This window comes from Deinococcus radiodurans R1 = ATCC 13939 = DSM 20539, from assembly GCF_000008565.1.
Classification (GTDB): Bacteria; Deinococcota; Deinococci; order Deinococcales; family Deinococcaceae; genus Deinococcus; species Deinococcus radiodurans.
Genome location: NC_001263.1, coordinates 1,136,562 through 1,153,817, shown reverse-complemented (window position 1 = coordinate 1,153,817; position 17,256 = coordinate 1,136,562). Strand labels below are relative to the sequence as shown.

Annotated in this window: 19 protein-coding genes; 17 read left to right on the top strand and 2 right to left on the bottom strand. The window is 66.6% G+C overall.

Annotated elements, in window-relative coordinates; all coding sequences use genetic code 11:
* The 4 genes from DR_RS05910 (at position 1) to DR_RS05895 (ending at position 3,000) form a co-directional block, all read left to right on the top strand.
* On the top strand, positions 1-744 hold the full coding sequence (locus DR_RS05910; protein WP_010887787.1) for an LEM-3-like GIY-YIG domain-containing protein: 744 nt from the start codon (positions 1-3) through the stop codon (positions 742-744).
* A 128-nt stretch (positions 745-872) separates the two neighbouring features.
* Positions 873-1,490, top strand: a complete 618-nt coding sequence (locus DR_RS05905) for a hypothetical protein (protein ID WP_164927957.1) — start codon at positions 873-875, stop codon at positions 1,488-1,490.
* Positions 1,491-1,567: 77 nt separating this feature from the next.
* Entirely contained in the window at positions 1,568-1,855 is a 288-nt protein-coding gene (locus DR_RS05900) for a hypothetical protein (RefSeq protein ID WP_164927956.1), read from the top strand.
* A complete protein-coding gene (locus DR_RS05895) occupies positions 1,852-3,000 on the top strand; it encodes a hypothetical protein (RefSeq protein ID WP_027479615.1) in 1,149 nt (382 codons plus the stop codon). The genes DR_RS05900 and DR_RS05895 overlap by 4 nt, the downstream gene beginning before the upstream one ends.
* A 184-nt stretch (positions 3,001-3,184) precedes the next feature.
* Here the strand turns inward: DR_RS05895 and DR_RS05890 are convergent, their stop codons facing one another.
* Positions 3,185-4,648 carry a glycoside hydrolase family 13 protein gene (locus DR_RS05890; protein WP_034349591.1) on the bottom strand — a complete coding sequence of 488 codons (1,464 nt, stop codon included), beginning with the start codon at positions 4,646-4,648 and terminating at the stop codon, positions 3,185-3,187.
* 101 nt (positions 4,649-4,749) lie between these two features.
* On the opposite strand from DR_RS05890, the gene DR_RS05885 reads away from it, so the two are divergent.
* The 5 genes from DR_RS05885 (at position 4,750) to DR_RS05865 (ending at position 7,903) form a co-directional block, all read left to right on the top strand.
* On the top strand, positions 4,750-5,124 hold the full coding sequence (locus DR_RS05885; RefSeq protein WP_010887783.1) for a hypothetical protein: 375 nt from the start codon (positions 4,750-4,752) through the stop codon (positions 5,122-5,124).
* Positions 5,121-5,516 (top strand): inorganic diphosphatase, encoded by a 396-nt coding sequence (locus tag DR_RS05880; protein ID WP_010887782.1) that lies wholly within the window; start codon positions 5,121-5,123, stop codon positions 5,514-5,516. The genes DR_RS05885 and DR_RS05880 overlap by 4 nt, the downstream gene beginning before the upstream one ends.
* Before the next feature lie 76 nt (positions 5,517-5,592).
* The gene (locus DR_RS05875) at positions 5,593-6,357 is read left to right on the top strand and encodes a hypothetical protein (RefSeq protein WP_010887781.1); all 765 of its coding nucleotides are present in this window, start codon (positions 5,593-5,595) and stop codon (positions 6,355-6,357) included.
* A 99-nt stretch (positions 6,358-6,456) separates the two neighbouring features.
* Positions 6,457-7,428, top strand: coding sequence for a GNAT family N-acetyltransferase (locus tag DR_RS05870; protein ID WP_034349593.1), 972 nt, complete (start codon positions 6,457-6,459; stop codon positions 7,426-7,428).
* Between the two features lie 73 nt (positions 7,429-7,501).
* Positions 7,502-7,903 (top strand): hypothetical protein, encoded by a 402-nt coding sequence (locus tag DR_RS05865; protein WP_010887779.1) that lies wholly within the window; start codon positions 7,502-7,504, stop codon positions 7,901-7,903.
* A 22-nt stretch (positions 7,904-7,925) separates the two neighbouring features.
* Here DR_RS05865 and DR_RS05860 read toward each other — a convergent pair whose 3' ends face one another.
* On the bottom strand, positions 7,926-8,582 hold the full coding sequence (locus tag DR_RS05860) for a hypothetical protein (protein WP_010887778.1): 657 nt from the start codon (positions 8,580-8,582) through the stop codon (positions 7,926-7,928).
* 214 nt (positions 8,583-8,796) lie between these two features.
* On the opposite strand from DR_RS05860, the gene DR_RS05855 reads away from it, so the two are divergent.
* From DR_RS05855 to DR_RS05820, 8 genes are all read left to right on the top strand, one after another.
* The gene (locus DR_RS05855; protein WP_010887777.1) at positions 8,797-8,997 is read left to right on the top strand and encodes a hypothetical protein; all 201 of its coding nucleotides are present in this window, start codon (positions 8,797-8,799) and stop codon (positions 8,995-8,997) included.
* A gap of 67 nt (positions 8,998-9,064) precedes the next feature.
* Positions 9,065-10,243, top strand: coding sequence for a uroporphyrinogen decarboxylase (gene hemE / locus DR_RS05850; RefSeq protein ID WP_010887776.1), 1,179 nt, complete (start codon positions 9,065-9,067; stop codon positions 10,241-10,243).
* 74 nt (positions 10,244-10,317) lie between these two features.
* Positions 10,318-12,141, top strand: a complete 1,824-nt coding sequence (ilvD, locus tag DR_RS05845) for a dihydroxy-acid dehydratase (RefSeq protein WP_010887775.1) — start codon at positions 10,318-10,320, stop codon at positions 12,139-12,141.
* A gap of 103 nt (positions 12,142-12,244) precedes the next feature.
* Positions 12,245-13,195 carry a ferrochelatase gene (gene hemH / locus DR_RS05840; protein ID WP_010887774.1) on the top strand — a complete coding sequence of 317 codons (951 nt, stop codon included), beginning with the start codon at positions 12,245-12,247 and terminating at the stop codon, positions 13,193-13,195.
* A 10-nt stretch (positions 13,196-13,205) separates the two neighbouring features.
* On the top strand, positions 13,206-14,555 hold the full coding sequence (hemG, locus tag DR_RS05835; RefSeq protein ID WP_051618786.1) for a protoporphyrinogen oxidase: 1,350 nt from the start codon (positions 13,206-13,208) through the stop codon (positions 14,553-14,555).
* A 23-nt stretch (positions 14,556-14,578) separates the two neighbouring features.
* Positions 14,579-15,187 (top strand): hypothetical protein, encoded by a 609-nt coding sequence (locus DR_RS05830; RefSeq protein ID WP_164927955.1) that lies wholly within the window; start codon positions 14,579-14,581, stop codon positions 15,185-15,187.
* Between the two features lie 8 nt (positions 15,188-15,195).
* Positions 15,196-15,900 (top strand): hypothetical protein, encoded by a 705-nt coding sequence (locus tag DR_RS05825; RefSeq protein WP_010887771.1) that lies wholly within the window; start codon positions 15,196-15,198, stop codon positions 15,898-15,900.
* Between the two features lie 64 nt (positions 15,901-15,964).
* A complete protein-coding gene (locus DR_RS05820) occupies positions 15,965-17,179 on the top strand; it encodes a toxic anion resistance protein (RefSeq protein WP_027479620.1) in 1,215 nt (404 codons plus the stop codon).
* The last annotated feature ends 77 nt before the right edge of the window (positions 17,180-17,256 follow it).

The window sequence follows — 17,256 nt, the reverse complement described above, 5'->3', positions numbered from 1 at the left end:
GTGACCCCCAGCATCCCGCCGGAAGTCGCTCAGCACCTGGGGTATTACGTTTATCTGTACGTAGACCCCAGGACGGAACAGGTCTTCTATGTCGGCAAAGGCCAGGGCCAGCGTGTTCTTTCGCATTTATCGGCGGAGGGCGAGTCACGCAAGGCGCAGATTCTGGCTGAACTCCGACAGGCGCAATTGTCACCGAGGCTCGACATCCTGGCCCACGGACTGCCCGACGAAGCCACGGCCTACCGAATCGAGGCGGCGGCCATTGATCTGCTGGGACTGGATTCGCTGTCCAATCTGGTGAGGGGCTGGCAAAGTGTGCGCTCTGGACGCAGGTCGCTTGAAGAACTCGTCACTTACTACGCCGCGCCGCCCGCCGTGATCACCGACCCAGTGATGCTTATCCGCAGCAATCGGCTCTACTGGCACGGGATGCCCGCGCAGGAGCTGTACGAGGCGACGCGGGGCGTCTGGAAGGTGGCGAAGTGGCGCCAGCAGGAAGTCAAATACGCGCTGGCCGTCTTTGAAGGAGTCGTGCGTGAGGTGTACACCATCGAGTCCTGGCACCCGGCGGGCCAAACTCCCTATCAGACCCGACTCGCCGAAGCGGTCAACGACCCGCAGCGCTGGGAATTTGTCGGACACGTTGCCCCGGAAGAGGTGAGGAACCGCTATCTCTATCACTCGGTGACGGCCTCTTTCGCCAGGAACGCACAAAATCCGATTGCCTATCCGCCGGTCACCTGAACTCTGCCCAGAAGCGCCAGCACTTCAGCCCAACCGTGAGTCACAGCCCAGTGTGTCCACTTGCACAAAGTCCTCCCGCCGTGTTATGTTTTAAGCGTAAAAACAAAGCGGGTTTTAAAGGAGAAGCTATGACGAAGGACGAATCTCAGGCTTTACAGCAGGCGTTTGCCGAGGTGCGGAAAGAGCAGGCTGCGGCGCAGGGAAGGTTTCAGAGCCGCGCCGAGGTGCAGCGCACCCAGCGGGACCGCGAGGTGCTGGACCGGGCGGCGGGGTACACGGTGGACCACATCGTGCGGCAGTCGGCGGACGTGCAGCTCGAAGTCGGCGCGGTGCTGGCGCAACTGGAGGAGCGGCTTTCGGGCGAGACGTCGAAGCTCGCCGAGCTGGTGACCGCTGGCGAGGTCGCCGGGCGCGAACTGGCCGAGCTGCGGCGCATCCGGGTGGCCGCCGACGCGCTGGCCGCCTTGCAGCAAGAAGGCCGTGAACGCGTCGCCCGGCTCCAGACCGAGCATCAGGCGCGGCTGGACGCCCTGAACCGCGAGCAGAGCGCCGAGCGCCGCGCCTGGGAACGCGAGGACGCCGAGTTCGCCGCAGAAGAAAGGCGTCAGCAGGAGGAAACGGCCCGTGAGCGCCAGCAGGAGGAAGCCGATCACAGCTACCGGCGCGACGCGAGCGCCAGCACGACGCCGACGCACAGCACGCCGCCGACCGCGCCCAGGAACGCGACCTCGCCGAACGCCGCCTGACCCTGGAACGCGACTGGCGCGAGCGCGAGGCCGCCCTGCAAGCGGGCGCCGAGCAGTTCGAGCAAGACCGCATCAAGGTGGAGGCGTTCCCCGCCGAACTCGAAGAAGCCGTCAAAAAGGCCCGCGAAGAAGGCATCCGGCAGGCCAATGCCGACGCCAAAGTGCGCTCGGACCTGCTGGAACGCGACTGGGAAGCGAGCAAGCAGAGCTACGAACTGCACCTCGACTCGCTGCAAGCCGCCGTCGCCGCCGCCGAAGCGCAGGTCGCCGAGTTGCAGGCCCAGCAGCAGCGCGTCAGCGAACAGACCCAGAACCTCGCCACCCGCGCCTTTACCACCGCCAGCACCAGCAGGAGTGAAGCATGAGCGTCAAACGCCCCGCCGACAGCGCCACCAAGGCCAAAATCCTCGAAGCCTTCGACGACCTGATTCAGGAGTACAGCCAGCTCGAAGGTCAGCTCGGCGCCCTCAAGGGCCAGCTCGCCCAGAAAGACAAGGAAGTGCGCGAGGCTCAGAAGCAGGTGGCACAGCAGCAGGTGGTCCAGCAGCAGGCCGCCCCCAAAGGCCCGATGCAGGAAGCCAGCCGCGAACTGCCGACAGAGCCGGGCGAAGCGTCGGGCCGCATGACCGTCGCGCTCGGGCTGCTCGCCCAGCTTCAGGCCGGGGCGTCGGGCACGCTGGCGGAGCTGTCCGAGCAGCTCAGCGCCGAGGCCGCCGGGCTCCAGGGTGTGCTCAAGCTGGCGCAGACCGAACGCGAGGCGCTGCGTGACCTCTACGGCCTGACGGCGGGCGAACACGCGCTGCGTGACCTGCTCGCCGAGTACGATGCCGCCGCCGAAGCCTCGCGCACCGAGCTCGAAACGCAGCAGACGGCCACCGCCGAGGAATGGGAAGCGCGCCAGCGCGAGTGGGAAGACGAGGAGGACGCCCGCGAACGCGCTACGGCCGAGCGCGACCTCGCCGCCCGGACCGCCCGCGAGCGCGACACGGCCGACTACAGCTACCAGCGCGACCTCGACCGCCGCCTCGACGACGAGACCTACCGCACCGAGCAGGCCGAACTGACCCGCGCCCGCGCCGAGCGGCTTGACGCCCAGGAGCGCGAGTGGAATAGCCTGGAAGCCGAGCTGACGAAACGCGAGCAGAAGTGGCGCGAAGTCACCGAGCGCGCCGCCGCCCTGCCCGCCGAGCGCGAAGCCGCCCTCAAGCGCGCCGAAGCCGAGGGCAACGGCATCGGCACCCGGCAGGCCCGCGTGCGGACCGAGTTGCAGGAAAAGGACATCGAAGGCCAGCGCCGCGTCTACGAGCAGCGCATCCAGAGCGCCCAGACCCGCCTCGACCTGCTCAGCGTCCGCGCCCAGCAACTGTCCGAGCAGGTCAGCGCCGCCAGCCGCCAGATGCAGGACCTCGCGGTCAAGGCCATCGAGGGGCAGGCCAACGCCAGCAGCCTCAGCGCCTTCAAGGAACTGGCGATGGAGCAGGCCAAAGCCCAGGGCAAGGGCAAGAACTGAGCGCAGGAGTCCAAAGGGGGCGACCTTCCGGGCTGGAGGGTGGCCTTTTTTAGTGCTGGGTCTTTTGGTGTCAGGCACCGCACCTCTTGCAAAGAGGAGAAGGTCAAACCGTCGAACCGTCGAGCCGCAACTGGACGACAATTCGCCTCCTGCGGTTTGACAGTCAGACCGTTTGACCAGTGCTTTACCCCTCGCACAGCAGCAACGCCGCCGTCCGGGCAGGCAGCGTCAGCACCGAGCTTTCGTTCAGGTCATGCACCGCGCCCGTCAGCATGTCGCGGTAACGGCCCGATGTGGCGGGCACCGGAACCGGGGCGGCATCCAGCGCGCAGTTGAAGGCCACATACGCCGCCTCTCCGTCATGCTTGCGAGCGAACGACACCTGCTCGCCCTGCGCGTGCAGCACCGTAAAGTCGCCGCGCCGCAGTGCCGCCGAACGGTGCCGCGCCGCCGTCAACTCGCGCACGAGGGTCAGGGTGTCGTGGTCCCAGGTCTGCGGCTCGTCCCAGGGAAAAGCGCGGCGGCAGTCAGGGTCCACGCCGCCGGGCAGCCCGATTTCGTCGCCGTAGTACAGACAGGGCGCGCCCACATAGCTGAACTGAAACACGAGCGCGAGCCGCTGCGCCGAGGCGTCGCCGCCCACCGCCGTCAGGAAGCGGGCGGTGTCGTGCGAGTCGAGCAGATTGAGCTGCGCGCGCACGACGGCGGGGTGGTACATGCGGGTGACTTCTTCCACCCGCACGGCAAAAGCGGCGGCGTCCAGCGGCTCCACCCGCCCGGTGCCGCTGCGTTCGTTCATCGGATGGTCGAGCGTCCGCGCCCCGAAAAAGCCCAGGCAGGGGCGGGTGAAGTGGTAGTTCATCACCGCGTCGAACTGGTCGCCCGCCAGCCAGCGTCCGGCGTCGCCCCAGATTTCGCCCACGATGTAGGCGTCGGGGTTAATCGCCTTGACCCGGCGGCGAAACTCCTGCCAGAAGGCGTCGTCGTCAATCTCGTTCGGCACGTCGAGCCGCCAGCCGTCGATGCCGAAGTGCATCCAGTATTCGGCCACGCTCAGCAGAAACTCGCGCACCTCGGGGTGGTCGGTGTTGAACTTGGGCAGCGCCCGGATGCCCCACCACGCCGCGTAGTTGGCGGGGCGGTCCTCGTCGTAGGCGCTCAGCGGCCAGCCGGTCACATGAAACCAGTCGCGGTACGCACTCGCCTCACCGTGTTCGAGCAGGTCGTTGAACTGAAAAAAGCCCCGGCTGGCATGGTTGAACACCCCGTCGAGCACCACCCGGATGCCGCGCGCGTGCGCCTCATCGAGCAGGTGCCGCAGCGCCGCGTTGCCGCCGAGCATGGGGTCCACCTGAAAATAGTCGTGGGTGTGGTAGCGGTGGTTGGAGGCCGACTGAAACACCGGGCAGAAATACAGCGCATTCACGCCGAGGCCGGCAAGGTCGCCCAGCCGCTCGGCCACGCCCCACAGGTCGCCGCCCATGTAGCCGTGAATGGTCGGCGCGCTGCCCCAGGGCTGAAGGTGCAGGCCGGTCACGCGGCCCGAGCGGGCGAAGCGGTCGGGGAAAATCTGGTAGAAGACGGCGTCGGCGACCCACTCGGGGGTGACGGGAGCAGACAGGGGAACGGCAGAGACGGGCTCGGACATGGCGGGGCGCAGGATAGCGGGTGGGCGGCTCACGCGGGTCTGACGACAGCTCCCGTTGGCATCAGGTCCTTCTCAGCCCCGCGCCGCCATACTGAGCAGACATGAAGCGCCCCGTTCTCCTCGCCCTGGCCCTCGCCTCTCCCCTGCTCGGCGGCTGCCGCTTCAACTTCGTGCCGCTGATTCCGCCAGCGACCTCGGTCACGCTGCCCACCCGCATCACCCAGGCCGAGCTGAAACGCGCGGGCGAGGAGCTGCGCCTGAGCGTCACCCTCGACGGGCGGCTGGAACCCGGCTACCTCACCGTCCACTGGTTCGACGGTTCGCGTGACCTCGGCACCGACAGTGTCTTTCTAGACGCCGCCAAACGCACCGCCGAGCTGACGCTGCCGGCCCCGGCGCCGGGCGCCTACCGCGCCGTCCTGAGTTTCGGCGGCACGGTGCTGCGGCAGGTGGAACTGTACGAGGTCAAGCCATGAGTGGGCCGGCAACACCCTGGCGCGGCGTGGTGGAATGGCGCGCGGGCGAACGCGAACGCTTCATCTGGCGCGGCGACGCGGTGCAGCCCTACCGCACCGAGCCGCTGCCCGCGCCGGTCAACTACGGCTGCCTGCCCGGCACCCTCAACCCCGCCGACGACGCCGAAGTGGACGCGGTGTGGCTCGGTGAGCCGCTCGCGGTGGGCACCGAAACCGACCTTGCCCCCAGTGGCCTGCTCTGGCTGGCCGACGGCGACCACAAGGTCATTTTCGGCGAGCTGAAGGCTGGCCTGGAAGCCCTGCTCGCCTGGTTTCCCCCGGAGCGCGGCGCGCAGGTGCAGGGCGCGGCGGAGGCGCAGGCGTGGCTGGCCGGGCTGTCAGCGGCGGAGTGACCCCGGCGGCCCGCTTTTCCCGGTTTTCCTAACGGCTCCTCACCCATAGTCAGACCGCAGGGGGCAAGGTGGAAGCATGAAAAACTTTCTGTTGACCCTGGCCCTCTTGGCGGGCGCCGCTCAGGCCCAGACCGCCGCTCAGAGCGTGACGACCACCACGACCACGCCGCAGTCCACCACCGCGCCGAGCTACGCCTCGGGCTACACCTTCCGGCAGATGCTCGACGCGCTCGGGGCGCTGAAGGGCGTGGAGCTGCGCGGCGTGGGCTTCGACGACCGGGGCTACCTCAACCTCACCGTCGCCAACGACGCGGCCCGGCAACAGGCCATTGCCCAGGTGGCCGCAGCGGGCCTGCCGACCGGCGTGCTCGCCTTCGACGGAGTGCCGCTCGCTGGCGGGACGACCAGCGGCACCGTGACCCAGACGCCTGCCGCTCCGGGCACGGGCACCCAGAACTCAAGCAATCAGAACAGCTCGTTGCCGACCAATGGCGCCCCGCTCGCGCAGGCCCACACCGCGCAGCTCAGCGGCCCGCGCACGGTGCGGGCGGGCGAGGCGAACACCTGGAGCTTCGTGCTCGGCAACACCGGGAGCAGCACGATTCACCTCGAACACGGCGCCTGTGACGTGCGTTTCGAAGTCTTCAGTGCCAGTGGCGAGATCGTGCGGCCCGACCCCACCAACACCATCTGCACGCTGCAACTCGTCGTGACCGACGTGGCCCCCGGCGAGCAACGCGAAGTGCAGAAAATCCGCTGGGAAGGCAAAAACGGCGCCAGGCAGCCGGTTCCCGCAGCGAGTACACCATCCGCGCCGTGTTCCGGGGCGCGGGCACCCTGATTCCCGCCGAGGATTTCCGGGTCACCGTTCAGTAAACGCCGCCTGAACTGAAGAGGCTGGGGCCATCGCTCCAGCCTTTTTTTGTGGGATGCTCGGCCCATGCCTGTGCGCCCCTTCGTGCCCGCCGATGCGCCCGCGTGGGCAGTCCTGAACAACGCTGTTTGGAACCGCACCGCCACGCCAGCGGGGCTGCTGGCCGAGGACGCGGCACGCCTCGCCGAGCAGGTCAGTCGGCGTTGGGTGGCAGAGGAAGGCGGGCAGGTCGTGGGCCTCGCGCACCTTTATTTTTTCCCGTTCCTGCCGCCCAATTTTCTGCAACTCGACCTCACCGTCTCGCCGGACGCTCGTCGGCGGGGGCACGGCTCGGCCCTCTGGGAGACGGCACTCGCTGAGACGCAAGCCCTCGGCATCTCCTCGCTGGCGACCAACGTGCGCGACGACGACCCGCCGAGCCGGACATGGGCCGAGCGGCGCGGCTTTGCGCTGCACGCCCACCGTTTCTCCTCGCGGCTGGACCTCGCCAGTTTTGACGAGACGCCCTTTCTGCCGGCCCTGGTGCGGGCCGAGGCGCAGGGCGTCACCTTCAGCAACCTGGCGGGGGCAGACGAGGCGACGGTCACGCGGTATCTGGACTTCGTGGCCGACCGCCTGATCGAGACGCCCGACCTCGCCGGACACCCGCGCTGGGAGCGCGAACAGGTGCGCGGGATGTTGCATCTGGACAAGAATCCACGTCCCGACTGGCTGGTGCTGGCCGCCGGCCCGGACGGCGAGTGGCTCGGCACCACGGCGATGGTGCAGTACCGCGACCTCGCCTACAACGAACTCACCGCCGTTTCCCCCCAGGCGCGGGGACGCGGGCTGGCGCTGCCGCTCAAGCTCTACGCGATTCGCCGGGCGCGGGCGGCGGGCCTGAGCACGATGGCGACCAACAACCACAGCGCCAACGCGCCGATGCTGGCGGTCAACCGGCGGCTGGGCTTCGCGCCGCAGGTGGGGAAATGGGAGCTGTTCCGAGAGGGTGAGTCACTCGCCGGGAGCGTGGCCGACCAGCCGAACCTGCTCAAATGACCCAACGTCAGATGAGGGAAAAAAGGCAGGGGCCGGCTCTCCACTGCTGGACAATCAAAACACGCTCTGGCTGGTGGTCCATGCGCCGGGCGGCGGTGGTTCGCGCCTCGTCCGGGTGGACGCTGCCGGCCTGAGGCTCTGGCCGCTGCCTGCCGGGTGGCTGCCGAACGTGGATGATGGCGAGGTGCGGCTTTTCTCGCATGGGGAGAGCATTTTCGTCTCCACTCCGGGCAGCGTGGCAGTTCTGCGCGGCGGCAAGCTGCAACCCATTCCTTTGCCGCTGGGCGCAGGTATCCCGAATTTTACGCCTTTAGGCCGCTGGCTGGGGCTAACGACGGGGTGGGGAACGGTGGTTTTCGACGAGGCTGGGAAGGTCAAATATCAGGCGAAGGGAGCCGGACGGCCCGCGCCGAGTGGGCCTTATGTGCTGCTGCCGATTGAGGGGCAGTTGACGCTGTTTCCGGGGCCTAAATAAGACGAACTGGGCGTGCGGAGGTCTACTCGTCAGCTCCGAAAGCCCAGTCGGTCAGGATGCTGTAGCCCAGCGCAGTGGCGGCGTCGCCCCGATTGCCAAGCGTCCGCATGATGCTTTTGCTGACGGCTTCGTAGCGGTTGACGCGGGCATTCCAGTCTTTGGCGTCATACCGGACATACGTTTCGTCAGGCCGCGGCTTGTAGGCGCGCAGGGTCTTGATGTAGGCGGCCTGCATGTCTCTGGCGTCACGCAAAGCGCCTTCGTACTGAACACTTTTCACCGCTCCAGCGCTGCTGCGGGCGAGGTTGGCGAGGCTTTCGATACGGGGTTCGAGCACGGCGTAGTTGCGCGGCACGGCGTGGCCGTACATGGTGCCGCCGCCCGCACGGATGCCCGCCAGTTCGCTTTCGATGTCCCGCAGTTCCCGGTACTGCCCGCGCAGGTTCACTATCCGCGCCCGCAGTTGGGGGCTGTTGCTGAGATTGGCGTTGAGCGCGGCGGCGCGGCACTGCGCCCAGGTAAAGGCGACATTGTCCTGGTCGGCTTCACTCGCCCCGGTCATGGTCAGGGCGGCGTAGCTCGCGGCGTCCACCCGCGCGGCCAGAGCGCACTTTGCAGGCGCCTGCGCGGAAGCGGCGGACAGAGAAGCCAGGGCGAGCAGCGGCACAAATAAACGCATGGTCGCAGTTTTTCACCCGCTTGCTGACGAGACGTGAGGCCAGACTTTCGGCGGATGCTCCCACGCCTGCGGCTCTCACACTGGGCTGATGGCCGACGTTCTTTTCTTCGCCGCGCTTTTTCTTCTGCCCCACTGCTCTATCTGCTTTCGCGCTGGCTGTGGCGTCGGTTGTCGGTGACTGGATGCCAGCGGTTGAGGCGAGCACTGTACGTCTTTGCCTGCCTTTACCTGCCTCTTCTGGCGTGGCTCTACAGTGAAATTTTGTGGGGAAATCCTCTGGGGACCGAGTTTCGACACCGACGCGGAAGTGGCTCACAACCTCGGCAGTCTGCTGCTCAGTTTCGTGCTGTTCAGCGGGCTGGCCGCCTTGCTGACGCCGGTTGTCCTGGTCTTTCTGAATGGCCTGCGACGTTAGCCCTCCCGCCCTTTCTTACCGTTCAGTACGGGACTTTTCGGGATTTTCGGCGGCGTAAGCTGCGCGGGTGACTCGTCCTCAAAGTGAACAGGCGCCGGAAAAACAACCGGCCACGGCGCCGCCGCCCGCCGACCAGCCCACCGCCCTCGACCCCTCGGTGGGGCGGGTGCCCGGACGCCCCGGCGTCAGCCGGCCCGAACTCGACCCCCGCGTGCGCGACTCGGCGTTTCTGAAAACGGCGCGCGGCGAGCAGGCCCCTTACACGCCGGTCTGGTTCATGCGCCAGGCGGGGCGTTACATGCCCGAGTACCGCGCTCTGCGGGCCGGCAAGACCATGCTGGAGTGCATCCGCACGCCGGACCTCGCCGCCGAAATCACCTTGCAACCCATCAAGGCGATGCCGCTCGACGCCGCGATTCTTTTCAACGACATCCTGACCCCGCTGCCCACCATGGGCCTGAGTCTGGACTTCGTGGGCGGCGTCGGCCCGGTCATTCACAACCCCATCAATACGCCTAAAGACGTGGACGTGCTCGGCGTGCCTGCCACCGCCGAGACGATGCCGTACACCGCCGAGAGCATCCGCCTGCTGATGCCCGAACTCAACTCGCGCGGGATTCCGCTCATCGGGTTTGTCGGCGCGCCGTTTACCCTCGCAAGCTACGCGATTGAGGGCAAAGGCTCGCGCAACTACGAGAAGACCAAGCGCTTCATGTACGCCGAGCCCGCCGCCTGGGCGCGGCTGATGGGCAAGTTCGAGTCGGTGCTGGCCGATTACCTGACCGAGCAGGTCAAAGCCGGAGCGAGCGCCGTGCAGATTTTCGACTCCTGGGTGGGCGCGCTGTCGGTCTACGACTATCAGACCTTCGTCAAGCCCGCCACCGCCGGCCTGATCGAGCGCGTCAAGAAACTCGGCGTGCCGGTCATCTATTTCGGCACCGGGGCCACCCACCTGATGCCCGATATGGCGAGTCTGGGCAGCGACGTGATGGGCGCGGACTGGCGCACGCCGCTCGACAAGGCCTGGGACCTCATTCAGCCCGGCCAGAGCATTCAGGGCAACCTCGACCCGCTGCTGCTGCAAGCGCCCTGGCGCGAACTCAAGCATCAGACCGACCGCATCCTGCACGAGGCGAACGGGCGGCCCGGTCACATCTTCAACGTGGGCCACGGCCTGCTGCCCGAAACCCCGCAGGACATGGTGCACCGCCTGACCGACTACGTGCACGAGCAGACGCAGCGCTAGACAGCCGCCGCTGTAAACGGGGGTCTTTTAGACACTCCTCTCATTTCGCTTCCCCGAAGGGCGGAAAATACCCCATGCCGACTTACCGTTCCAGAACCACCACCGAGGGCCGTAATATGGCCGGCGCCCGTGCCCTGTGGCGCGCCACCGGCATGACCGACGGCGATTTCCAGAAGCCGATCATCGCGGTGGTCAACTCGTTCACCCAGTTCGTGCCGGGGCACGTGCACCTCAAGGACCTCGGGCAACTCGTCGCGGGTGAAATCGCGGCGGCGGGCGGCGTGGCGAAGGAGTTCAACACCATCGCCGTGGACGACGGCATCGCCATGGGCCACGACGGGATGCTCTACTCACTGCCCAGCCGCGAAATCATCGCCGACAGCGTGGAGTACATGGTCAACGCCCACTGCGCCGACGCGATGGTTTGCATCTCCAACTGCGACAAGATTACCCCCGGCATGCTGATGGCCGCGCTGCGCCTCAATATCCCCACCGTGTTCGTCTCGGGCGGGCCGATGGAAGCGGGCAAGGTCAAGCTCGGTGACGGCGAGCACGCGCTGGACCTGGTGGACGCAATGGTGATGGCCGCCGACGACAGCGTGAGCGAGGAAGACATCGAACTGGTGGAGCGCTCGGCCTGCCCCACCTGCGGCTCGTGCTCGGGCATGTTCACCGCCAACTCGATGAACTGCCTGACGGAGGCGCTGGGCCTCTCGCTGCCGGGCAACGGCTCGGTGCTGGCGACCCACTCCGACCGCCAGAACCTGTTCAAGCGCGCCGGGCACCTGATCGTGGACCTCGCCAAGCGCTACTACGAGGGCGATGACGAGAGCGTGCTGCCGCGCAGTGTCGCCACCTACGACGCCTTCGAGAACGCCATGACCCTCGACATCTCGATGGGCGGCTCGACCAATACGGTGCTGCACCTGCTGGCCGCCGCGCACGAGGCCGGGGTGGATTTCACCATGCAGGACATCGACCAGCTCTCGCGGCGGGTGCCGGTGCTGTGCAAGGTGGCGCCCGCCAAGAACGACGTGCACATGGAAGACGTGCACCGCGCTGGGGGCATCATGGGCATTCTGGGCGAGCTTGACCGCGCCGGGCTGCTGAAGACCGACGTGAGCACCGTACACGCCCCCAGCATGAGCGCCGCCCTGAACGAGTGGGACGTGGTCCGCAATGAGAACCACCACGAGTTCTACCGCGCCGCGCCCGGCGGCATTCCCACCGTCTTCGCCTTCTCGCAGTCGCGCCGTTACCGCGAACTCGACACCGACCGGGAAGCAGGCGTCATTCGCAGCGCCGAGCACGCTTTCTCGCAGGACGGCGGGCTGGCGGTGCTGTACGGCAACCTCGCCGAAGACGGCTGCATCGTCAAGACGGCGGGCGTGGACGAATCCATCCTGAAGTTCAGCGGCCCGGCGCGCGTTTTCGAGTCGCAAGACGCCTCGGTGGACGCCATCCTCAGCGGCGAAGTCAAGGAAGGCGAGGTCGTGCTGATTCGCTACGAAGGCCCACGCGGTGGCCCCGGCATGCAGGAAATGCTCTACCCGACGAGCTACCTCAAGTCCAAGGGGCTGGGCAAAGCCTGCGCGCTGGTCACCGACGGTCGTTTCTCGGGCGGCAGCAGCGGCCTGAGCATCGGCCACGTCTCGCCCGAGGCGGCGGAGGGCGGCACCATCGGCCTGGTCGAGACGGGCGACCTCATCGAAATCGACATCCCGAACCGCACCATTCACCTCGCCGTGCCGGACGCTGAACTCGCCGCCCGCCGCCAGAAGCGCGAGGAAGAAGGCTGGCACCCCGCCGAACCCCGGCCCCGCAAAATCACCGCTGCCCTACGCGCCTATGCGTCTATGACGACGAGCGCTTCGCGGGGCGCGGTGCGGAATATCTGACGCAAAGACCCCTCACCCCTTGCTGCGCAAGGCCCTCTCCCCAGGGGAGAGGGAGGGAGCCGCAAAGCGGCGGAAGGGTGAGGGGTCTTTTAAAGGAGCAACCATGACCACCCTCACCAACCAAAAACCCCTCGGCGTCCTCTTCATGGCCTACGGTGGCCCGGAAAACCTGGGCGAGATGCCCGGCTACCTCGCTGACATCCGCGCCGGGCGCGTGACCTCGCAGGCGATTCTGGACGAAATCACCAACAACTACCGCCTGATCGGGGGTAAGTCGCCGCTGCCCGAATTTACCCGCGCCCAGGTGGAAGCCACTATGGAGCAACTCGCCAGCACCGGGCGGCCCCTGAAGGCCTACATCGGGATGCGCCACTGGTCGCCCTGGATCGAGGACGCCGTGCGCGAGATGCTCGACGACGGCATCGAGCAGGCCATCGCCATCGTGCTGGCGCCGCAGTATTCCAGCCTGAGCGTCGCCAAGTACCAGAAAAAAATCAAGGCCGCGCTGGAAATGAACCACGGTCACATCGATTTTGCCTATATCGACAACTACCACACCGAGCCCGGTTACATCACTGCGCTCGCTGACCGCGTCCGGATAGGCATTCAGGAGTTTCCGGAGGACGAGCGCGACGACGTGCACGTGATTCTTTCAGCCCACAGCTTGCCGGTCCGGATTATCAAGGAGGGCGACCCCTACGCTGACCAGCTCCACGAGACGGCGCGCCTGGTGGCGGCGCAGGCGGGCTTGACCGATGAGCAGTGGTCGTGGAGCTACCAGTCGGCGGGCCGCAGCCCCGAGCCCTGGCTGGGGCCGCAGCTCGACGAGCACCTGCGCGACCTGAACGAGCAGGGCATCAAAAAGGTCGTGAGCATCGCCATCGGTTTCGTGTCCGACCACGTGGAAATCCTGTTCGACATCGACATCGCCGCGCAGGAAGTCGCCCACGAACTCGGCATGACGCTGGTGCGCCCGCCCGCGCTGAACACCGACCCGCTGTTTATCGGGACTCTGGCGAGCGTGATTGAGCGTAAGGCGGCTGAGGTGGCGTGAGGGGGGGCCGATGACCAACCCTAACGCCCATACCCTACCCATCATCGTCGTCGGCGCGGGCATGACCGGCCTCGCCGCCGCCTGGGAGCTGCAACAGAGGGGCGTGCCGTATGTCCTGCTCGAAGCGGGAGACTCTTTCGGCGGCAAGGTACAGAGCGAGCGCACGGAGGACGAATTTCTGGTGGAAAAGGCCGCCGACGCCTTCATCCTCGGCAAGCCCTGGGCGCTGCAACTCGCGCAGGAAGTCGGGCTGCAAGACGAACTTATTCACCCGCGCGCGGAGACCAAAAAGCTGTATTTCCTGCGCGGCGGCGAGCTGCTCGACTTTCCGCAGAACCTGAAAATGTTCGTGCCGCTCGACGACGAGTCGTTTCTGCAAAGCGGCGTCCTCTCGCCGGAGGGTCTGCGCCGGATGCTCGACGAGCAGAACGTGCCGCCCAAAGAAAACACCGACGAGGACGAGTCGCTCGCCGACTTCATCATCCGGCGCTTCGGGGCGGAGGCAATGAATTTCATCGTGCCGCTGGCGGCTGGCATTTACGTCGCCAATCCCTTTGAACTCAGCATGAAAGCAGCGTTTCCGCAGTTTCTCGCGCTGGAGCAGAAATATGGCAGCGTCATCAAGGGCAGCCGCGCCACGCCCCGTGCCCAGGGGCCGATTTTCGGGTCGTTCAAGGACGGCATGTCCACCCTGGCGAACGCGGTGGCCGCCAAGCTGACCGGCGACGTGCGGCTGAATACGCCCGTGCTGGCCGTTCACCCGGACGGCGTAACCCTAACCGGCGGCGAAAAAATTGCGGCAAGCGGCGTTGTTTTAACGGCTCCCGCCTGGGTCGCCGCGCCAACGCTGGGTCAGAGTTTCCCCGCAGCGTCCGCGCTGGTGGGCGAGCTGCAGACGAACGGCTCGGTGGCCGTTATCCTCGCCTACCGTGAGGGGCAGTTTCCCCGCGACATGCACCTGCACGGGCTCCAAGTCGCCGCCGACGAGGGCATAGAGATGAAAGCCATCACCGTCCACTCGGCCAAGCTGCATGGCCGCGCGCCCGAGGGACACGTGCTGCTGCGGGTCTTTTTCAAGGACCTGGACCCGCAAAAAGCCCTGGCCGAGGCGGTTCACGAAGTCGCCCGGCTGTTCGGCGCGCAGGGCGATCCGCTCTGGCACGCCTATGCCGACTGGCGGGGCAAGAATCCGGCGTATCAGGTGGGGCACCTGGACCACATCGCCCGCATCCGCGCCGCGCTGCCGCCGAATATTCAGGTGGCGGGGTCGAGTTACACGGGCGTCGGCATTCCCGACTGCGTGAACGCGGGCCGGACGGCGGCGCGGGATGTGGTTGCCGCGCTGGGCGTGGATGGGTGAGGGTTCCGCTGCGCTGATGGTTGATGGATAAGGGTGAAATGCCCGGCTGTTCTCCCCTGCCTGATGAAGTGTCGGGCGGGGGCTTTTCATCGTCCGGTCAGCCCACCAAAGCGCCCCCTGTCCGTGCTTGCACCGCCGTCGGTATCCCCGAACTGAACGTCACTGTCCGCAACGAACGCGGCTTGCAGCTCACGGGCGCATCCATCCACACCGAGCGCGGCAAAGACGGCCTCAGCGTCCGCGTAAGTGCGCCCAATTATCAGCCCGCCGGGAAGACGGGCATCAAAGTGCCGCGCACGCCTGACGGCTGTCACCCCATCACGCAGAAGGTGAATTTCATTCTCCAGCCCAAAGCTGACGCACCCGCCGTGCGTGGGTTCCGGCTGACGGGATACGGGCACCCCTTCGGCCTGTATCTGGACGCCCCACCCGAAATCGTGCGCCAGGGAGTAACGTGGAGCCTCAACCCGCCGAACCTGGGCCGCATTGACGCCAAAACAGGGTTTTATGTGCCTCCCTGCCTGGAAAAGCGCGGCTGGGTCAAAATCAAGGCGACCCTGAACGCCGACCCCACGCAGCGGGCCAGCGCGAGCTTTGAGATTCCGGCGGGGATGCGGGGGTGCCGGCACTAAACTGACCCATGCCCCAGCCTGAGCGGAAAACAAAGGACCTGCAAGAATGGCAGGAATTGTGCCGCCAGCAGGATGAGGCGCGGGCGCGGGCAGCGGCTGAGAAACACGCCCGGCGCCAACTTGAGGACCTGCCCCCCACCGTGCAGCAGCTTTCTCCCGCCGAGCAGCAGACCTACCGCCGCTGGGGCAGTATTGCGACCTTCACGTTGGTTTACACTCTGACGATTGGCTGGGCGAGTACCCTCATTTTCGGGCTCGTCTGGATTCCGGGTCTGCCGAGCGCCCTCGCATCCTACGCTTACCGGCCCGTGCCTGCCCACATCACTCTTTTTGCGCCGAGGCCGTGTGGCAAGGTCGCGGGTGGGCCACCTGTCTGGGGTATCCACTACACCTACACCTTTGAGGGCCGCGAATACAGCAGTTCGCGTGTGCTGCCGCCTCCTTTCAGCAACGATAATCTGAACAACTGCGGGAAGCCGCTCTGGCAAGAGCTTCAGGCCGGCGAGAGGGACCCGCAGACCGGGAAGCTAATGACCACGGCCTATGTCAATCCCATCATGCCGACGCTGGCCGTCTTGCGGCGCGGCGTCCCGGTCAGCCTGGTGGGACTGTGGGGCCTTTTTTCGCTGATTTGCGCCTTGCTCTTCCTGTGGTGTTTGCAGGTCGGCAGTGTTTTGGAAGCGCGGGGAAAAGGAGCAAAGGCGCGCAAGTAATCCTGACGGCCCCTCCACCTTTTGCCTGATGCAACCTCTCAGCTCCTGGGCGCGTAATGGAAGCATGACCGACAAGCCGATGCTGACCCCGCCCGACGCCCTGCTTCAGGCCCCGGAGGCGGTGCCGAGCGTACAGGCGCAAGACGCCCCCGAGATGGTGCCGCTCTCGCCCGAAGACCGCGTGCGGCTCGACGGCATGGCCCGCGCCTTTGCCGAGGACGTGCTGGTGGCTGGCACCAACTCGCCCGAGTTTCGCCGCAAGCTCGACGCCGTGCATGACCTCGGCCTCCCCGAGCAGCGCGCCGCCGCTCAGAGCAGCAACCGGATGCTCGACCGCCCGCTGCGCGCCACCCGCGCCGGGGCGCTCGCCGAGGGCAGTGACATCCTGCGGGGCCTGACCGACCTGCGCCGCACAGTCGAAGACCTTGACCCCAGCCGCACGCCCACGCCGCGCCGCCTCTTTGGGCTGCTGCCGGGCGCCAAAAAGGTTCAGAACCATCTGGACAAATACCAGTCGGCGCAGAGTCACCTCAACGGCATTCTGGAATCGCTCTACCGGGGCCAGGACGAGCTGCGGCGCGACAACGCGGTCATCGAGACTGAAAAAGTCCACCTCTGGGAAACGATGCAGAAGCTGCGCCAGTACGCCCACGTCGGCAAAGCAGTGGACGAGGCGCTGACCGCGCAGCTCACGCAACTCGCGCAGACCGACCCCGAAAAGGCCCGCGTCGTGTCCGAGGAACTGCTCTTTGCCGTGCGCCAGCGCGTAACCGACCTGATGACGCAGCTCGCCGTAAGCATTCAGGGCTACCTCGCCCTCGACCTCGTGCGGCGCAACAACATGGAACTTATCAAGGGGGTGGACCGCGCCACGACGACCACCGTGAGTGCCCTCAAGACCGCACTGATGGTCTCGCAGGCGCTCGGCACGCAGCAGGCGGTGCTGGGGCAAGTTACGGCGGTCAACGACACCACCGGCAAGATGATTTCCTCCACCGCGCAGCTCCTGCGCCAGCAGTCCACCACCATCCAGCAGCAGGCGGGGAGCGCCACGGTGGACCCGCAAATCATCCAGAACGCCTTCCGCGAGGTGTACGGTGCCCTCGACAGCATCAGCAGCTACCGCCAGCAGGCGCTCGAGCGCTTCAGTGAAACCATTCGCGTGCTCGATAAGGAAGTGGGACAGGCGCAGCACTACCTCGACCGCGAACGGCAGGAAGCCTCACACGAAATCGCCCAGGGGTTGAACGTGCAGCAGGAAGGCGAACTGAGGCTTTAACCCGCAGCGAGCGCCAGCGCTTCCGCCGCTTCGGGAGCGCTGCCGGTACAGGCAGCCCGAGCATCGCGTAGACCGAG